The organism is Streptomyces sp. NPDC001093, from assembly GCF_040298985.1.
GTDB lineage: Bacteria > Actinomycetota > Actinomycetes > Streptomycetales > Streptomycetaceae > Streptomyces.
Map to the genome: position 1 here is coordinate 36,302 of NZ_JBEPBF010000025.1, position 14,758 is coordinate 51,059.

The following is a 14,758-nucleotide window of genomic DNA, read 5'->3' on the forward strand; positions in this document are numbered from 1 at the left end:
CCCCGGGCCTCAGCTGCCCAGCCCGGCGCAGTTCACGACATCAAGGCCGCCCGATCCCACGGCATCATCGGCGCCTTGACCCACGCGGACACCCTCTGCCGGGCCGGCAAGGCCACCTGGCCACCTCAGCATGTGGTTGACGTGACTTCGAGCGATCGGGGCGTCACATTAGTTGCAAGATCACGCAAACGAGCAGGTGCGTGGGGGGATCGCCACACGAGGGAACCCGCCTCGGCCGCCCGCCGCGATACCTGCACCAGCGCCGCAGATTTGAGGGCTCCTGCCCGGACGGCCCTCAAGACGCCTTTAGCGGACGCTGTCCGGATTACCTGTGTGACGTGAGGCTGCGCAGAGGTGCTTCACCGGCATGCCGGGCCAGGCGCCGCCCGGCCGGACAGCAGCAGCGAGGCACACACGCTGCAGGACAGCACCCGTTCCCGGCCCTGGCAATGCCCGCGGATGCGGTGAGGAGGCCGTGGCCGAACAGCAGCCGCACTCCGGGCCATCGGACGAAGGAGCCAATCCTCGATCTCATCCAGGCTGTCTCGCGGGAGGGCTCGGCCACGCCCTCGGCCACCGTTCACGAGTGATCACCTGCCGGGAGAGCGCCTCCCGCGCAGCTTCCAGCTGCCCGGTCGATCCGGCGATCTCCGCCCGGCACTCATCAGCGTTCCGACGCACGCCCCAGGTCCGCCGGAGACCCTGGGACACACGCGTGCTTTGTGCAGTGCAACGCGCTGATCGTGCAGGAACTCACCCGGATGCCCTTCGCATACTCGGTGCCCGAGCTACCGACACAATCCCCGATGACGCGGAGGCCGAGCTCAGTGCGAACATTCGTGTACACATCCCGTCCCTCGCGGGTCGTCTTCGGTGCCGGCACGGTGCGCCGGGTCCGCGACGAGGCCGAGCGGCTGGGCTGCTCCCGGGTGCTGCTGCTGTCCAGCCCAGCCCTGCCGGAGGCCTCTGCGCGAGTCCGCCGGACCCTCGGTGACATGCTGGTGGCGGAATTCGACGGCGCGGCCATGCACACCCCGGTCGAGGTGACAGAGCAGGCGCTCGACGTGCTCACGCAGGCCTCCGCCGACGGCATCGTGGCCATCGGGGGCGGTTCGACGACAGGCCTGTCAAAGGCGCTCGCCCTGCGCACGGACCTCCCGCAGGTGGTCCTGCCGACCACGTACGCGGGCTCCGAGGTGACCCCCGTGCTCGGCGAGACACGGGACGGGCGCAAGGTCACGCAGTCCTCCCCGTCGATCCTGCCCGAAACCGTCGTCTACGACGTGGACTTCACCCTCACTCTGCCGCTGCCCATGACGGTCACCAGCGGTGTCAACGCACTCGCGCACGCCGTCGAGGCCCTGTACTCCTCCGACGCCAACCCGGTCACCGACCAGCAGGCCCTCGACGCGATCTCCCGCATCGCGCGGGCGCTGCCCCTCCTGACCGCCGACCCCGCCGACCCGGAAGCGCGCGCCGATCTCCTGCATGCGGCCTGGCTCGCCGGGACCTGCCTCGCCACCGTCGGTATGGGCCTGCACCACAAGCTGTGCCATACCCTCGGCGGCAGCTTCGATATGCCGCACGCCGAGACGCACACCGTCGTCCTGCCGCACGCCATGGCCTACAACGCGCCCGCTGTCCCCGGCGTGATGCGTCGCATCGCCGACGCCCTAGGTGTGCCGGACGCCCCGAGCGGCGTGTACGACCTGGTCGCCTCCCTGGGCGGGCCCACCTCGCTGCGCGACCTCGGCCTGCCGGAGTCGAGCCTCGCCCACGCGGCCGAACTGGCCGTCTCGACGCCCTACCCGAACCCGCGGGAGCTCACCGCCGAGGACATGGCGGAGTTGCTGACCGACGCCTGGTACGGGCGCCGCCCCGAAGGCCCTCCGTCCACGGAAGCGGGGCTCGCCCGCCTCACCGAACAGGTGGTGGCCAGCTTCGCGAGGGCCCCCGAGCCCCGCGTCCGTACCCTGCTCAGCGACCTCGTCCGGCACCTGCACACCTTCGTCGCCACCAACGACGTCACCGATGCCGAATGGCAGTACGCCATCGACTTCCTCACCCGGACCGGACAGCTGTGCAGCCCGACCCGCCAGGAGTTCGTCCTGCTGTCGGACACCCTCGGTGTCTCCAGCGCCGTCGATCTGCTCACCAACTCCCGTACCCCCACCACCACACCGTCCGCGGTGCTTGGCCCCTTCTACGTGGAGGGGCCGCCCGAGGCCGCGCACGGAAGCGACATCTCCGCCGGGCTGCCCGGCGTCCCGCTCTGGGCGGACGTGCGGATCACCGGCACCGACGGCGAGCCAGTCAAAGACGCGGTCGTGGACGTGTGGCAGTCCAACAAAGAGGGCTTCTACGACGTCCAACTCCCCGATCTGGACGGACCGGTGCTGCGAGCCCGGTTGCGCACCCACGCCGACGGGCGGATCACGTTCTGGTCCATCCTGCCCTCGGAGTACCCGATCCCCGACGACGGACCGGTCGGGCACATGCTCGGCGCGGTGGAGCGTCACCCCTACCGGGCACCACATCTCCACTTCATGATCGACGCACCCGGCCACCGCCGGCTCGTCACACAGCTGTTCGTGTCAGGCGGCGCCTATCTGGACAGCGACACCGTCTTCGGCGTCAAGGACGAGCTCGTCGTCGACTTCGCGCCGCAGACCGGCCCCACCCCCGACGGCCGCCATGTCGAGGGGGAGTGGCGTCGCCTCCACTACACCTTCCGCATCGCCCCCCTGGCCGGATGACCGAGGAGCGCCCACTCATGACCATCACCGATGCGCGACGCGCGTACGACACCGACGTCATCGTCGTCGGCAGCGGCCCCGCTGGCGGCTCGGCCGCCCTGGCGCTGGCCACCTACGGCGTCCGCACCCTGCTGGTGACGAAATACGGCTGGCTTGCCAACACGCCGCGGGCCCACATCACCAACCAGCGCACCATGGAAGTGCTGCGCGACCTCGGCGTCGAATCCGAGGCACTGACGTTCGGCAGCCCGTCCCACCTCATGGGTGACACGGTGCTGTGCACCTCGCTGACCGGGCAGGAGATCGGCCGCATCCGCAGCTGGGGCACGGGGCCCGCCTCGGCCACCGAATACGCCTCGAAGAGCCCCTGCGAGATGATCGACCTGCCGCAGACCTACCTGGAGCCGATCCTGGTGAGCAACGCGGCGTCCCGCGGCGCCAAGGTCCGCTTCGACACCGAGTTCATCGGCTTCACCCAGGACGCCGATGGCGTCACCGCCGTCCTGCGTGACCGGGTCCGCGGCGACGAGTTCACCGTGCGGGCCCGCTACCTGATCGGCGCGGACGGAGGGCGCAGCACGGTCGCCGAGCAGCTCGGCCTGCCCTTCGACGGGCGCATGGCCAAGGCCGGCAGCATGAACATCGTCTTCAAGGCAGACCTCACCCGCTACTGCGCCCACCGGCCCAGTGTTCTGTACTGGGTGCTGCGGCCCGGGGCAGAGACCGGCGGCATCGGCATGGGCCTGGTCCGTATGGTCCGTCCGTGGAACGAGTGGCTGCTGGTGTGGGGTTATGACATCGAGCAACCGCCGCCAGAGGTGGACGAGAAGGCGGCGCGGCAGATCGTACGTGATCTCGTCGGTGACCCCCACCTGCCGGTCGAGATCACATCGACCTCGCTGTGGACGGTCAACCACAGCTACGCCACGGTGTATTCGTCCGGGCGTGTCTTCTGCGCCGGCGACGCCGTGCACCGTCATCCGCCGTCCAACGGGCTCGGCTCCAACACCTCCGTCCAGGACTCCTACAACCTCGCCTGGAAGCTCGCCATGGTGATCCGCGGGGAGGCCGGAGAAGCGCTGCTCGACAGCTACACGGCCGAACGCGCGCCCGTCGGGCGGCAGATCGTCGAGCGGGCCAACCTCAGCCGTGACCAGTTCGGCCCTATCTTCGAAGTGCTGGGCGTCGGAGGCGGCAGCGACGAGCAGGCCATCGCCGAAGGGCTCGCGGCGCTCGGGGCGCAGACGCCCGAGGCCGGCGAGAAGCGGCGCCTTCTTGAAGAAGCGATCCAGCTCAAGAACTACGAGTTCAACGCGCACGGCGTGGAGATGAACCAGCGCTACGCCTCCTCGGCGGTGCTTTCCGACGACGGACCGGCCGAAGTCTGGGAGCAGGACCCCGAGTTGGTGGCCCGGGCGACCACCCGGCCCGGCGCGAAGCTGCCGCACGCGTGGCTCGTCGACGCCCACGGAGAGCGTCTGTCCACGTTGGACGTCATCGGTGACGGCACCTTCACCGTGCTGACCGGCCTGTCGGGCGGCGTCTGGGACACCGCCGCGACCGCCTGCCGGACAGAGCTCTGCCTTCCGCTGCGGGTGGTGCGCATCGGCCACGACAACTGCCGTGACGCGTATGGCGAATGGAGCCGAGTCAACGAGATCGCCGAGGACGGCGTGCTGCTGGTGCGCCCCGATGGCTACGTCGCCTGGCGCCGCGCCACCGCCCCCGAGAGCGCGCAGTCGGCCCAGGACGAACTGCTCGGCGCGCTGCGTCGGGTGCTGGACCGGTAGGAGAGAGCGGTATGGACAAGGTGATGGCCACGGCCGCGGAGGCCCTGGCGGACGTGGCGGACGGACGGTCGTTCGCCGTCGGCGGCTTCGGGCTGAGCGGTGTCCCCGAGGTGCTCATCGGCGCCCTGTACGAGAGCGGGGCGAGCGGTCTGACCGTGGTGTCGAACAACTGCGGCGTGGACGGCCGCGGCCTCGGCATCCTGCTGGCCGCGGGCCGCATTGCCCGGGTCACGGGCTCGTACATCGGTGAGAACAAGGAGTTCGCCCGCCAGTACCTCGCGGGCGAGCTGGAGGTCGAGCTGACGCCGCAGGGCACGCTCGCAGAGCGGCTCAGGGCGGGTGGCTGCGGAATCCCGGCCTTCTACACCCCGGCCGGCGTCGGCACGCAGGTCGCGGAGGGCGGGCTGCCGTGGCGGTACGCGCCGGACGGATCCGTCGCCATGGCATCGCCACCCAAGGAGGTACGGACCTTTCATGGCGTCGACCACATTTTGGAGCACGCCATCACCACCGACTTCGCGCTGGTCAGAGCCGCGCGCGGAGACCGGCACGGCAACCTCGTCTTCCACCGTGCGGCACGCAACTTCAACCCGCTGGCCGCGATGGCCGGGCGCATCACCGTGGCCGAGGTGGAGGAACTGGTCGAGCCGGGAGCACTCGACCCCCACGAGATCCATCTGCCCGGGGTGTTTGTCCAGCGTGTCGTGGCGCTGACCCCCGAGCAGGCGGCCGACAAGGGAATCGAGAAGAGGACGGTGCGCGAGCGATGAGCTGGACCAGGGACGAGATGGCAGCGCGCGCTGCGCGCGAGCTGCGGGACGGCGACTACGTCAACCTCGGCATCGGCCTGCCCACCCGCGTGGCCGACCACCTGCCGACAGACATCGACGTCGTCCTGCACTCGGAGAACGGCCTGCTCGGCGTCGGACCGTATCCGTCACCCGACGAGGTCGACGCCGACCTCATCAACGCGGGCAAGGAGACGGTGACCGTGCGGCCGGGGGCGTCCTTCTTCGACTCCTCGCTGTCCTTCGGGATGATTCGCGGCGGTCACATCGACACCGCCGTCCTGGGCGCGCTGCAGGTCTCGGTCCGCGGCGACCTGGCCAACTGGGCGGTACCCGGAAAGATGATCAAGGGCATGGGCGGTGCGATGGACCTCGTCCACGGCGCCCGCCGGGTCGTCGTACTGATGGAACACACCGCCAGGGACGGCAGCCCCAAGATCGTCGAGAACTGCACCCTGCCGCTGACGGGCCGGGCCTGCGTGGACCGGATCATCACCGACCTGTGCGTCCTCGACATCACGCCGACCGGACTCCGGCTCGTCGAAACCGCCCCAGGTGTGACGGCCGACGAGATCGCCGACCTGACACCGCTGAACTTCCACCCCAGTCCTGCAGGGAGCCACTGATGATCGAGAGACCGCGTGACGTGTACGTCGTCGACGCCGTGCGCACCCCCTTCGGCCGCTACGGCGGCGCCCTGGCGGGCGTACGCCCCGATGATCTCGCCGCCGGTGTGCTGCGCGCCCTCCTGGACCGCAGTCCCGACCTGGACCCGGGGCGCATCGACGACGTGCTTCTCGGAAACGCCAACGGAGCGGGCGAGGAGAACCGCGACGTGGCCCGGATGGCCGCGCTGCTCGCAGGACTCCCGGTCACCGTGCCGGGTGCCACGGTCAACCGGCTGTGCGGATCCGGTATGGAGGCAGTCGTCCAGGCGGCCCGAGCGATCGCGCTCGGTGACGCGTCCATTGCGGTGGCCGGCGGCGTCGAGTCCATGAGCCGCGCGCCGTGGGTGTTGCCGAAGCCGGAGCGTGCTTTTCCGGCGACGGACCAGCAGCTGTACTCGACGACGCTCGGCTGGCGGATGGTGAACCCGCGGATGCCGGCGGAGTGGACCATCCCCCTCGGCGAGAGCGCGGAACTCGTCGGCGCCAAGTACGCCGTCACCCGAGAGGCACAGGACGCGTTCGCCTTGGCCAGCCACCGCAACGCCGCCCGTGCCTGGCGTGAGGGCAGGTATGCGGGAGAGGTCGTCCCCGTCGAGGGGGTGGACCTGCCCCGTGACGAGGGCATCCGGGACGACACCTCCCTGGAGGCCCTCGCCCGGCTCAGGCCGGCCTTCATCGAGGACGGCACGATCACAGCCGGCAACGCCTCGCCGCTCAACGACGGGGCGGCCGCGCTGCTGCTCGCCGACGAGGAGGGGCTCGCGGCGACCGGCCGCGAACCACTGGCGCGGGTGCGGGCGGCGGCGGTGACGGGCATCGAGCCGCAGTACTTCGGACTCGGCCCGGTGGACGCGATCCGCAAGGTGCTCGGGAAGGCGTCGGTCGCTCCCGACGAACTGCACACGATCGAACTCAACGAGGCGTACGCCGCACAGGCTCTGGCCTGCCTGGTCGCGCTGCCCGAACTCGACCCGGAGGTCGTCAACCCGCGCGGTGGGGCCATCGCCATCGGCCATCCGCTGGGAGCCTCGGGCGCCCGCATCACCGGCGCGGTCGCGCATCAGCTGGCCGCGGCGGGATCCGGGACTGGGCTGGCGGCCCTGTGCATCGGGGTGGGCCAGGCACTGGCGCTGGTCCTGGAACGCTGACGCCGCTGCGACGGGCGCGGGGGGTGCCCCTTCACCTCTCAACCCGCGCGGCGCAGGGCGGCCGGGGTGGTCCCCAGCCTGGCGCGCATCGCTCGTGTCAGGTGTTCCTGGTGCGAGAAACCACATTCGACCGCCACCTGCCCGATGGGGGCGGAACCCGTGCGCAGCATTCGGCATGCCTGCTCCAGGCGCAGCGCGAGCAGGTACTGGTGCGGCGACTGTCCGGTGCTCGCCCTGAACTGCCGGGTGAACTGGCTGCGGCTCAGTGAGGCGGCGGCGGCCAGATCCGCGATCGGCAGTGCCTCGGCGAGCCGATCCTCCATGAGCTCCCTGACCGCCACAAGCTGCCGGTCGCTCAATCCGGACGGGCCGGGAGGCGGCTCGGCGGGCCCGGCAGCGTGCCGCCGTACGAGCTGCGCGGCGAGCATGCCGGCGAGGTGGTCGACGTAGGTGCGCGCCGACGGCTGCCAATCCCGTGCAACCCCCGCCAAGGCCAGGACGAGCTGTTCGGCCAACGGATCGACGGCACCCAGGTCCTCGGACAGCTGGACCGGCCGCCCGTCGTTGGCCTCGCGCAACGCCTCGTCGCTCAGATAGACGTGCACGGTGTCGAGCCGTCCGGCGAGTTCCACGGACAGCGTTTGGCCAGCTGACTGCACGAACAGCCCACCGCGTGGGACCGCCCGCGACCGCGCCTTCGGCCCCTGGCCCCTGCGGACGGTCACCGGTCCGCTGAGATGCAGGATCAGCAGGTGGGTGGGGGCCGGTTCGAAGCGAGCGCGGTAGGGCTGTTCCTTCTGGCAGGAGAGGTAGAGGTGATCCCAACCGAGCCCTGCGCTGCTGTGCTGCGGCTCTACGCCGGGCTGCCGCAGGATACCCAGCGTGTCGGCGAGTCCGAGCTCTGCCACGGTACGACCTCCTTGCAGCGTCTCGCCAGAAATTGAATTATAAACTAATTGCTGCGTCGAGGGCAGATATGGTTCCGCGCGCCCGGCTCCCGCTTCCGCTGCCTGGGAAAAGGGTCGGTCAGCGGGAGCCCGTGATCTCACGGACCTGCGAATGTGATCGCAGGGCACCCATCACCATGAGTGTTGCCGAACTGGTTGCCGCAGAAAGTGCCGCTGCGGCTCCTGATCACGGCTGCCTCGCATTCAGGGTTGGAACTGTGAAGCGCTGAATCAGCGGCCGCCCGCCCCCTGCTCGCTGTCTCCGGCCTCAGGGCACGGCTGGCTCGATCTCGCGGGATGCGGACCTGTTCGTATCCGCGCTCGAGGAAGAGACTCTCGCCCCCGCGGTGGGCGCGGATGCGAAGCCGGTGAGGTCTTCCTGTCGCCGCAACCGCCGGCGGCCCTCGATGTGATAGGTACAGCTCGCCTCGCCTGATGGATCGCCAGGTATCTCCCTGCACTCCTCCCAGCTTGCGCTCCTTCGCAAGCGCTGCCATGTCGTAAGTAGCGTTGCCCCCTGACGCGAGGCTCGCGACATCCACCTGGTGAGGAGTGCGCAGCCATCCGTCGTACCGTCTCAGTTTCCGTCTCATTCGGCACCGTTCATGCGTTCAGACCGAGGTGAACGCCAGTCGGCTGGTTGACGGTTTCAGGTTGATCTTATGAGGGCCGTGCCGCTGAATGACCGGGAAACTCGGCGATGGCGCTGTGGCGGCCGCCCGAGAGGTGGGGACCGGACAGCACCGTGGCGGCCGGCGGCCTTGGCCTTGCTCAGTGTCGTCGCGAGGTTCGCGACCTTGTACCCCGTGGTCTCATGCCTCTACGGGTAGGGCAGGTGTCCGTTGGTCACCGAGATGACGGTCCTGCCGAAGGGAGAGGTGAGGCGGATCCTGCGGAACGTCTGCGAGGGCTGACCGATCTCGCTCGCATTCGCCTTTGGAGCATCGGACTCGACCACGCCGCTGGTGAACTTCAGGTAGGAGCGCAGAAGGCGCTGACTGCATCCGGCGGCAGGTACACGCGGTTTTCCGGGACGGTCTGCAGCGGCTTGTAGGCCGGTGGTGTGGTGTGCCAGTACAACTGAGTGTTGACCCCACCGGGAAACGGGATGACCGCGTCTCGGCCCACCGGGGCGGGGAAGGGCGAGACGATGACATTGGCTCCGCTGGCCCGAGGTTGCTCGATCCCGGAGTCCATGTTCGTCATCAGCCATCCGGTGCGCTCCGTCCCGAACGGTACGGAATGGGCGTCTGGAAGTCGAAGACCGACAGGGTGCCGACGGGCGAGGTCGACGCCAAGATCTCGCCCTTGCTCAGCGCGTGCGGCGAGTGCGCGAGAGCTGACTTGCGCGAAGGCGCCCGCTGGGCTGTTGACCGCTTCCGCGAGCGCGAGTGCCACCCGCTCATGGGGTGTGAGCGTCCCGTTTTCTCGACGCCGACCCAGCCGACGACGGCGTTCATAGAAGCTGCTGGGCAGGCGCCAGGAGGCCGCCGATGCCGACGGCCCGGTCCCAGCGGAGATCGGCCAGTTACTCAGGACTGCGTCAGCGACAAACCGTCGGTTACCGATTTGTGACCAGCGTGCGGTGCGTTGTTGCGCAGCACCCGCTGGACTGTGTGGGGGCGCTGTCGCTATGTCAGCCGCCGCCGCTCATGGCGACTGGCGAGGCGCCCCCACCGCAGGGTACGGCGTCGTCGACGTCCCCTGCGCGTCACCGGCTCCACCAAAACCGGTGGTTCCTGTGCCGGTTCCCCTGATCCGGCGCAGGTGTCATCGATCCGCACTGGTTAGGGCGGCTCTTGTTACGGTCCTTCTTTCCGCTGCCCGCATGGGCCAGGTATCCCGAGAGGCGTCAGGAACCCGGGAGTGACGGACTGCGGCGGCCGTCGGTGCCGACGTCGGGCCTGTGTTCATCGGCTGCCTACCCGTGGTGGGCGTAGCCTTCGTTGCGGTGCTCGCGGACGTCACGGAATCCGGTGTCCCCGGTGGTCCACAGGAGCCAACGGCGGTGGTCCCAACGGTAGGCATGCTCCTCATGCCGCCGCACCTGGTAGCGGTTTCCGTCGTGGTCACGGAACCATGAGATCTGGTCGTTGTACCAGCGGAGGATCTCGCGGTCGGCGCGCTGGCCGTCGCCGTCATAGCGGCGGGCCGGGCTACGATTCTCATCGACCCGGCGGACCCGGGAGTCGCGGCCGTGGTCGTCGTGCCAACCTCGGCCTTCGCTCCGGTGTCCGTTCCGGTTTTCAAGGGCGTTGGTGTACTGCGCCGAGTGAGACGCGAGGGCAGCCGCCGGTTCGCTACTCGTGACGGTCGCTGCCGAGGCTGGTCCCCCTGCGGCGAGGAGTCCCGCTGCCGCGACCGCCACAGAGGCGGCTGCGACAGCTACGCGGCGCACAATCCTGTAACCCATGATTTTTTTCCTCCTTGAACACCATGCAACCCGCCGAAGCGAGTGGCAGTGGCCGCCTTGGATCAGGCACTCGTGACACTACTCCTCATTTAGTTGAACAATGAACTATGAAAGTGTGAGGTATGCCATCCACTTAAATGTCCGTTATGTGGAATATCTCAGCGAGGCCCTTCAGCGGGTCGTTTGGCGCCAAGTTGGTCGCTGCAAGAAGGCGGTATGTGACTGTTCGCCGCGGCCAATGCGGTCCCCGAACGTGATCGCCGCCACGGCTGCGGATCACATGGATGCCGGAGATTGTGGCCGCTCTGGACGGCACCAGCGCCGGCGCCGTGCACTGCGGCGACGCCCGAAAACTCACCCAGCTCATCCCCGCCGCCCTCCACGGCGAGGTAAACCTCGTGGTGACCTCACCGCCGTACGGAAGCTCCGTGTACGGGCAGGTCCGCTCCAGCCGCGAGACCGGTGAACGCGGCGTTGTCAAGAAGGACTACCGCTACAGTCACGACCGCTCCAACCTCGCCCACGTCTCCACCGACCGGCTCCTGGACGCCTTCACCGAAATCCTCGCCCAGTGTCGTTTGATGCTGAGGCCTGGCGGCACTGTCGTGTTCACCACCCGCCCGTGGCGCGAACGCCGTGAACTCATCGACTTGCCGTAGGCAGTCCTGGCCGCCGGGAAAGCCGCCGGCCTGACTCCCACCGAACGCTGCGTGGCGCTCCGCGCGGGTATCCGCGACAGCCGTATGATCACCCGGCCGTCGTTCCAGATGAAGAGCTTGCGCGACGCCCGCCGCCGGGGCATCCCGCTCGCGGTGATCCAGCATGAGGATGTCCTCATCTTCACCAAGCCGCTCACCCCGAACGGAGCGTGCGAGGGCACGCTGACGTTGAACAGGTCATGGTGCGGAAGCACGACCCGGACACACGCCACGGAGGGCGTTTGCCGATCCCCTACCCACAGGACGCAAGGTGGCCGCGGCCCCCGGCTGGCCTGACGGGACGGGACACGATATACGGAACTCGTCAGCCGCTTCTGGTGCCCAGCAATCGATGACTCACCAGGCCCCAAACGGCGTCTGGGTCGGGCACTCGCCGGCACCCAGGAGGGGTACTTGGCATCGGGGTCGGAGCCCGGGGTGCCGGACATGGTGACGACGTGTCTCACCCCGAGCAGACCGGTGAGGCGGATGGTGCGGCGCAGGTCGTCGGCGTGCTTCGGCGCGACGCCCGGGAACGGGTTGAGCGGGTTGCCGTTGCAGTTGAGGCCGGTGGTCCGTCAACGGCTTGGCTGCGTGAGCCAGACGTGATTCAGGTCGGCCGGAGCCGCCGGTAGCGGTCGAGGCGGTCGCCGGTCTCGTGCCCGGTGCGGGCGATGGGTGTTGTAGTGGTGCTCGTAAGCGGTGAGCACCCCGCGCAGGTGCTGCTCGTTGTAGATCAGGTGCCGGTCGGTGCATTCGCGCCTGACGGTGCCGACCCAGCGTTCGGCGATTGCGTTCGCCCACGGTGCACGGACCGGTGTCCGGATCACCCGGGCACCAAGTGAGGTGAACACCTCATGGAAGGCACCGGTGAACTTCGCGTCGCGTCTCGGATGAGGAACCGCACCTGTTCGGCTCTGTCGCCCAGATCCATGACCAGGTTCCGGGCCTGCTGGGCGACCCACGAAACCGTCGGGTTCGCCGTGGCCCCTGCGATGTGGACGAGCCTGGTGCCGTGCTCGATGAAGAACAGCACGTAGATCCGCTTGAGGAACGCAGTCTCGACGTGGCGACATCGGCCTTGACGTCATCCCCGTTGGACAGCCGGGCCCGCCGCAGCCGGCCGTTGGTACCGCTCTCCAGCGCGCTGACGGTGGTGCCGAGGCGCAGGTCCACCCCGTGCGCCCGCTGCCGCGCCCGATGACCGCCCCGACGGTCCCGCCGAGCGCGCCCGCCGGCGGGGCGGTGCCGCGGTGGGTAACGGTGACTGGGATGCCGAGGTCCCGGCAGCTCGACGCCACCTCCGAGCTGGTGAAGCCGCCGCCGATGACGAGCACCCGGCACGGCCCGGCGGCGAGGTCGGCGCGCAACCGGTGGGCGTCGTCGCGGCCCCGCAGCACATGCACCCCGCCGAGCGCGGCCTCGTCGGCGACCGGCCAGGGCCGGACCCGGCATCCGGTGGCGATGACGAGCGCGTCGAAGCGGACGGAGTGGTCGTCGGCGAGGTGCACGGAGCGGTCGGGCCGCTCGAGCCCGGTCGCGGCCACGCCGAGCAGCCAGCGGGCGTTCAGGTCCCGGCTCCGCGGCAGCTGCACCCGGTCGGTGCCGATCCATCCGGACAGCACCGCCTTGGACAGCGGCGGGCGGTCGTAGGGTTCGTGCGGCTCGTCACCGATCAGCACGAGCTCGCCGGTGAACCCGTTCGCCCGCAGCGACTCCGCGGTGTGCAGGCCCGCCGGCGACGCGCCGATGATGACAATCCGCCGGAGGCTCCCTCGGTTCGGGCCGGTCATTCCCACACCGCCCCGACGCCGGCCGCCCGACCCAGGGTGATCGCCCGCATCGGGCAGGCCACAGCGGCCCGCTCCGCGGCCCGGTCGGACTCCGGGTCCGGCACGTGGTCGTACTCCAGCGACTCCGTGCCCCGGAACCGGAACACCTTCGGCGCCGCGTACACGCACTGCCCGTAGCTCTGGCAGCGGTTCAGGTCGACAACGACCCGCATGACAAGCTCCCTTCCCGGTGGCGATGACCGTCGCATCCGTCAGGAGCCGGCTGTGTCGCGCTGCGGCCCGGCCTTCCCGAGCTCGGCCTGCTCTCTCTTCATCGACCAGACGGTCCACAGCGTCAGCCCGCCCATGAAGGTGACCATGAGCAGCTGCGAGACGTTGGATGCGACTCGGATCGGCAGCAGGTAGACGGCTGCGATGCGCAGCGCGGCGTCGATCAGCAGCGTGGTGCCCCAGACCAGGGTGACGCGGCGCCAGCGGGCCCGCATGGCGCTCGTATCCGCGGTGGCCCGGAACTGTGCCGCCTGCTCCGAGCCGGCCTCGCGGGCGAATCGCAGGGCGGCGTAGTAGGCGAGAGGACGCCTGACGAGGCAGCTGCCGACGAGCACCAAGCCGGCTGTGGCGGACTGCGCCGAGTCCTTGGCGAGGACGAACCGGGCGTCACCCGTGGTGAAACTCAGCAGCAGACTCGCGCCGAACAGGAAGACCAGGAACAGCGCGAACGGGTCGATGCGGCGCTGCCGGATCGCCACCCAGAGCACGCGTAAGCCGGCGACGACGGTGCCTGCCAGCAGCGCGAGATAGGTGTTCGCACCGAGCAGTTCGGCGGCGAAGTAGGCGATGACCGAAAGGCCGACATCGTAGAAGAGCGTGGAGACCATCGCACGCATCACGGAGCCGGACCGCCGTGCGCTGGTGCCGGTTTCGGTGCGGGCAGCCGGACCGGACGGGTTCGAGGACATGGGAACTCCCAGTCGTGAATGGGCAGGAGGAGGGTTGACGTTCTTTTCCGGGCCGGGAAATGAAGGCAGCGACAGCCGGCGGAATTTCCCGTTTCGAACGATGCCGACGCTATGTCAGTCCGCGGTGCCGGACATGCGGCGTCCGCCGTAGATCCGGGTGGAGTCGTCTCCACCCGGATCTACACCACTCGCCGCAGGACGTCCGTGCCGGGAGGTTCTAGCTTCTCCGCCAGAGCACTTCGAACGTGCGGATCAGCGGAGGCGATTGAGGTGAGCGGTCCGGTGGAGATCGTGTTGGTCGTGGCGGCGGTGGGCTACCTGCTGGTCCGCCGCATGGCGGGGGAGCCGGCACAGGGCAAGCGGATGCTGGTGCTGCCGGCCGTGCTGGGCCTGATCGGCTTGTCGGAAGTGTCCGGGGTGGTCCGCACACCGTCGTCCGTGCTGTACCTGGCCGCCGCCACGGCGATCAGCGTCGCCTTCGGAGCACTGCGCGGCGCCAGCATGCGCATCTCCCGGCACGACGGCTACGCCTTCGTCCAGTACACGGGCATCACGGCAGCGCTGTGGGCACTGAACCTGGCGGTCGGGTTCGGCGGAAAGTTCGCACTCCACTCGCTCGACCCGAAGAACGCGGGCACGATCGGCGACGGCCTGCTGCTCACCCTCGGGCTGGGCATCCTGGCCGAGGGCCTGGCGGCCCTCTACCGATCGATGCGCCGCGGCCATCAAGTGATGTGGGGTCAGAACCAGGTGTCCGGATGGAACACTCGATCCGAGGCGCCTCGCGACCACCACTGA

Annotated in this window: 13 protein-coding genes and 1 pseudogene; 8 read left to right on the top strand and 6 right to left on the bottom strand. The window is 69.3% G+C overall.

All coding sequences use genetic code 11. The annotated features are described in order from the left end of the window. Nucleotides 1-6: 6 nt before the first annotated feature. From ABT288_RS15425 to ABT288_RS15450, 6 genes and pseudogenes are all read left to right on the top strand, one after another. Nucleotides 7-88 (top strand): annotated as a pseudogene (locus ABT288_RS15425) (IS5/IS1182 family transposase); the annotation flags it as partial. Between the two features lie 739 nt (nucleotides 89-827). Beyond that, nucleotides 828-2,756, top strand: coding sequence for a maleylacetate reductase and hydroxyquinol 1,2-dioxygenase domain-containing protein (locus ABT288_RS15430; RefSeq protein WP_351607182.1), 1,929 nt, complete (start codon nucleotides 828-830; stop codon nucleotides 2,754-2,756). 17 nt (nucleotides 2,757-2,773) lie between these two features. Continuing rightward, the gene (locus tag ABT288_RS15435; protein WP_351607184.1) at nucleotides 2,774-4,546 is read left to right on the top strand and encodes an FAD-dependent oxidoreductase; all 1,773 of its coding nucleotides are present in this window, start codon (nucleotides 2,774-2,776) and stop codon (nucleotides 4,544-4,546) included. Between the two features lie 11 nt (nucleotides 4,547-4,557). Beyond that, the gene (locus ABT288_RS15440; RefSeq protein WP_351607187.1) at nucleotides 4,558-5,316 is read left to right on the top strand and encodes a CoA transferase subunit A; all 759 of its coding nucleotides are present in this window, start codon (nucleotides 4,558-4,560) and stop codon (nucleotides 5,314-5,316) included. After that, entirely contained in the window at nucleotides 5,313-5,960 is a 648-nt protein-coding gene (locus ABT288_RS15445; protein WP_351607189.1) for a CoA transferase subunit B, read from the top strand. Before ABT288_RS15440 ends, ABT288_RS15445 begins: the two co-directional genes overlap by 4 nt. Continuing rightward, nucleotides 5,960-7,150: a thiolase family protein gene (locus tag ABT288_RS15450; protein WP_351607191.1), complete on the top strand. Its 1,191-nt coding sequence runs from the start codon at nucleotides 5,960-5,962 to the stop codon at nucleotides 7,148-7,150. The genes ABT288_RS15445 and ABT288_RS15450 overlap by 1 nt, the downstream gene beginning before the upstream one ends. A 38-nt stretch (nucleotides 7,151-7,188) precedes the next feature. Here ABT288_RS15450 and ABT288_RS15455 read toward each other — a convergent pair whose 3' ends face one another. The 3 genes from ABT288_RS15455 to ABT288_RS15465 form a co-directional block, all read right to left on the bottom strand. Next, entirely contained in the window at nucleotides 7,189-8,058 is an 870-nt protein-coding gene (locus ABT288_RS15455) for a helix-turn-helix domain-containing protein (RefSeq protein WP_351607194.1), read from the bottom strand. A 1,011-nt stretch (nucleotides 8,059-9,069) separates the two neighbouring features. Next, nucleotides 9,070-9,303 carry a hypothetical protein gene (locus ABT288_RS15460; protein WP_351607196.1) on the bottom strand — a complete coding sequence of 78 codons (234 nt, stop codon included), beginning with the start codon at nucleotides 9,301-9,303 and terminating at the stop codon, nucleotides 9,070-9,072. Between the two features lie 715 nt (nucleotides 9,304-10,018). Beyond that, on the bottom strand, nucleotides 10,019-10,510 hold the full coding sequence (locus tag ABT288_RS15465; protein ID WP_351607199.1) for a hypothetical protein: 492 nt from the start codon (nucleotides 10,508-10,510) through the stop codon (nucleotides 10,019-10,021). 284 nt (nucleotides 10,511-10,794) lie between these two features. Between ABT288_RS15465 and ABT288_RS50200 the strand changes: the two genes are divergently transcribed. Then, nucleotides 10,795-11,169: a hypothetical protein gene (locus ABT288_RS50200; protein WP_502972755.1), complete on the top strand. Its 375-nt coding sequence runs from the start codon at nucleotides 10,795-10,797 to the stop codon at nucleotides 11,167-11,169. A gap of 617 nt (nucleotides 11,170-11,786) precedes the next feature. On the opposite strand, the gene ABT288_RS15475 is transcribed toward ABT288_RS50200, so the two are convergent. The 3 genes from ABT288_RS15475 to ABT288_RS15485 are packed head-to-tail and all read right to left on the bottom strand — an operon-like array spanning nucleotide 11,787 to nucleotide 13,960. Further along, nucleotides 11,787-13,001, bottom strand: coding sequence for an FAD-dependent oxidoreductase (locus tag ABT288_RS15475; protein WP_351607200.1), 1,215 nt, complete (start codon nucleotides 12,999-13,001; stop codon nucleotides 11,787-11,789). After that, nucleotides 12,998-13,213: a ferredoxin gene (locus tag ABT288_RS15480; RefSeq protein ID WP_351607202.1), complete on the bottom strand. Its 216-nt coding sequence runs from the start codon at nucleotides 13,211-13,213 to the stop codon at nucleotides 12,998-13,000. The genes ABT288_RS15475 and ABT288_RS15480 overlap by 4 nt, the downstream gene beginning before the upstream one ends. A 39-nt stretch (nucleotides 13,214-13,252) precedes the next feature. Continuing rightward, entirely contained in the window at nucleotides 13,253-13,960 is a 708-nt protein-coding gene (locus tag ABT288_RS15485) for a VC0807 family protein (RefSeq protein ID WP_351607203.1), read from the bottom strand. 282 nt (nucleotides 13,961-14,242) lie between these two features. Here ABT288_RS15485 and ABT288_RS15490 point away from each other — a divergent pair, with 282 nt between their 5' ends. Continuing rightward, entirely contained in the window at nucleotides 14,243-14,758 is a 516-nt protein-coding gene (locus ABT288_RS15490) for a DUF1453 domain-containing protein (protein WP_351607205.1), read from the top strand.

Excerpts from the sequence above, each read along its gene's own strand:
- ABT288_RS15435 (WP_351607184.1), top strand. The coding sequence starts at position 2,774 with ATGACCATCACCGATGCGCGACGCGCGTACGACACCGACGTCATCGTC.
- ABT288_RS15440 (WP_351607187.1), top strand. The coding sequence starts at position 4,558 with ATGGACAAGGTGATGGCCACGGCCGCGGAGGCCCTGGCGGACGTGGCG.
- ABT288_RS15445 (WP_351607189.1), top strand. The coding sequence starts at position 5,313 with ATGAGCTGGACCAGGGACGAGATGGCAGCGCGCGCTGCGCGCGAGCTG.
- ABT288_RS15450 (WP_351607191.1), top strand. The coding sequence starts at position 5,960 with ATGATCGAGAGACCGCGTGACGTGTACGTCGTCGACGCCGTGCGCACC.
- ABT288_RS15460 (WP_351607196.1), bottom strand. The coding sequence starts at position 9,303 with ATGACGAACATGGACTCCGGGATCGAGCAACCTCGGGCCAGCGGAGCC.
- ABT288_RS15465 (WP_351607199.1), bottom strand. The coding sequence starts at position 10,510 with ATGGGTTACAGGATTGTGCGCCGCGTAGCTGTCGCAGCCGCCTCTGTG.
- ABT288_RS50200 (WP_502972755.1), top strand. The coding sequence starts at position 10,795 with ATGCCGGAGATTGTGGCCGCTCTGGACGGCACCAGCGCCGGCGCCGTG.
- ABT288_RS15475 (WP_351607200.1), bottom strand. The coding sequence starts at position 13,001 with ATGACCGGCCCGAACCGAGGGAGCCTCCGGCGGATTGTCATCATCGGC.
- ABT288_RS15480 (WP_351607202.1), bottom strand. The coding sequence starts at position 13,213 with ATGCGGGTCGTTGTCGACCTGAACCGCTGCCAGAGCTACGGGCAGTGC.
- ABT288_RS15485 (WP_351607203.1), bottom strand. The coding sequence starts at position 13,960 with ATGTCCTCGAACCCGTCCGGTCCGGCTGCCCGCACCGAAACCGGCACC.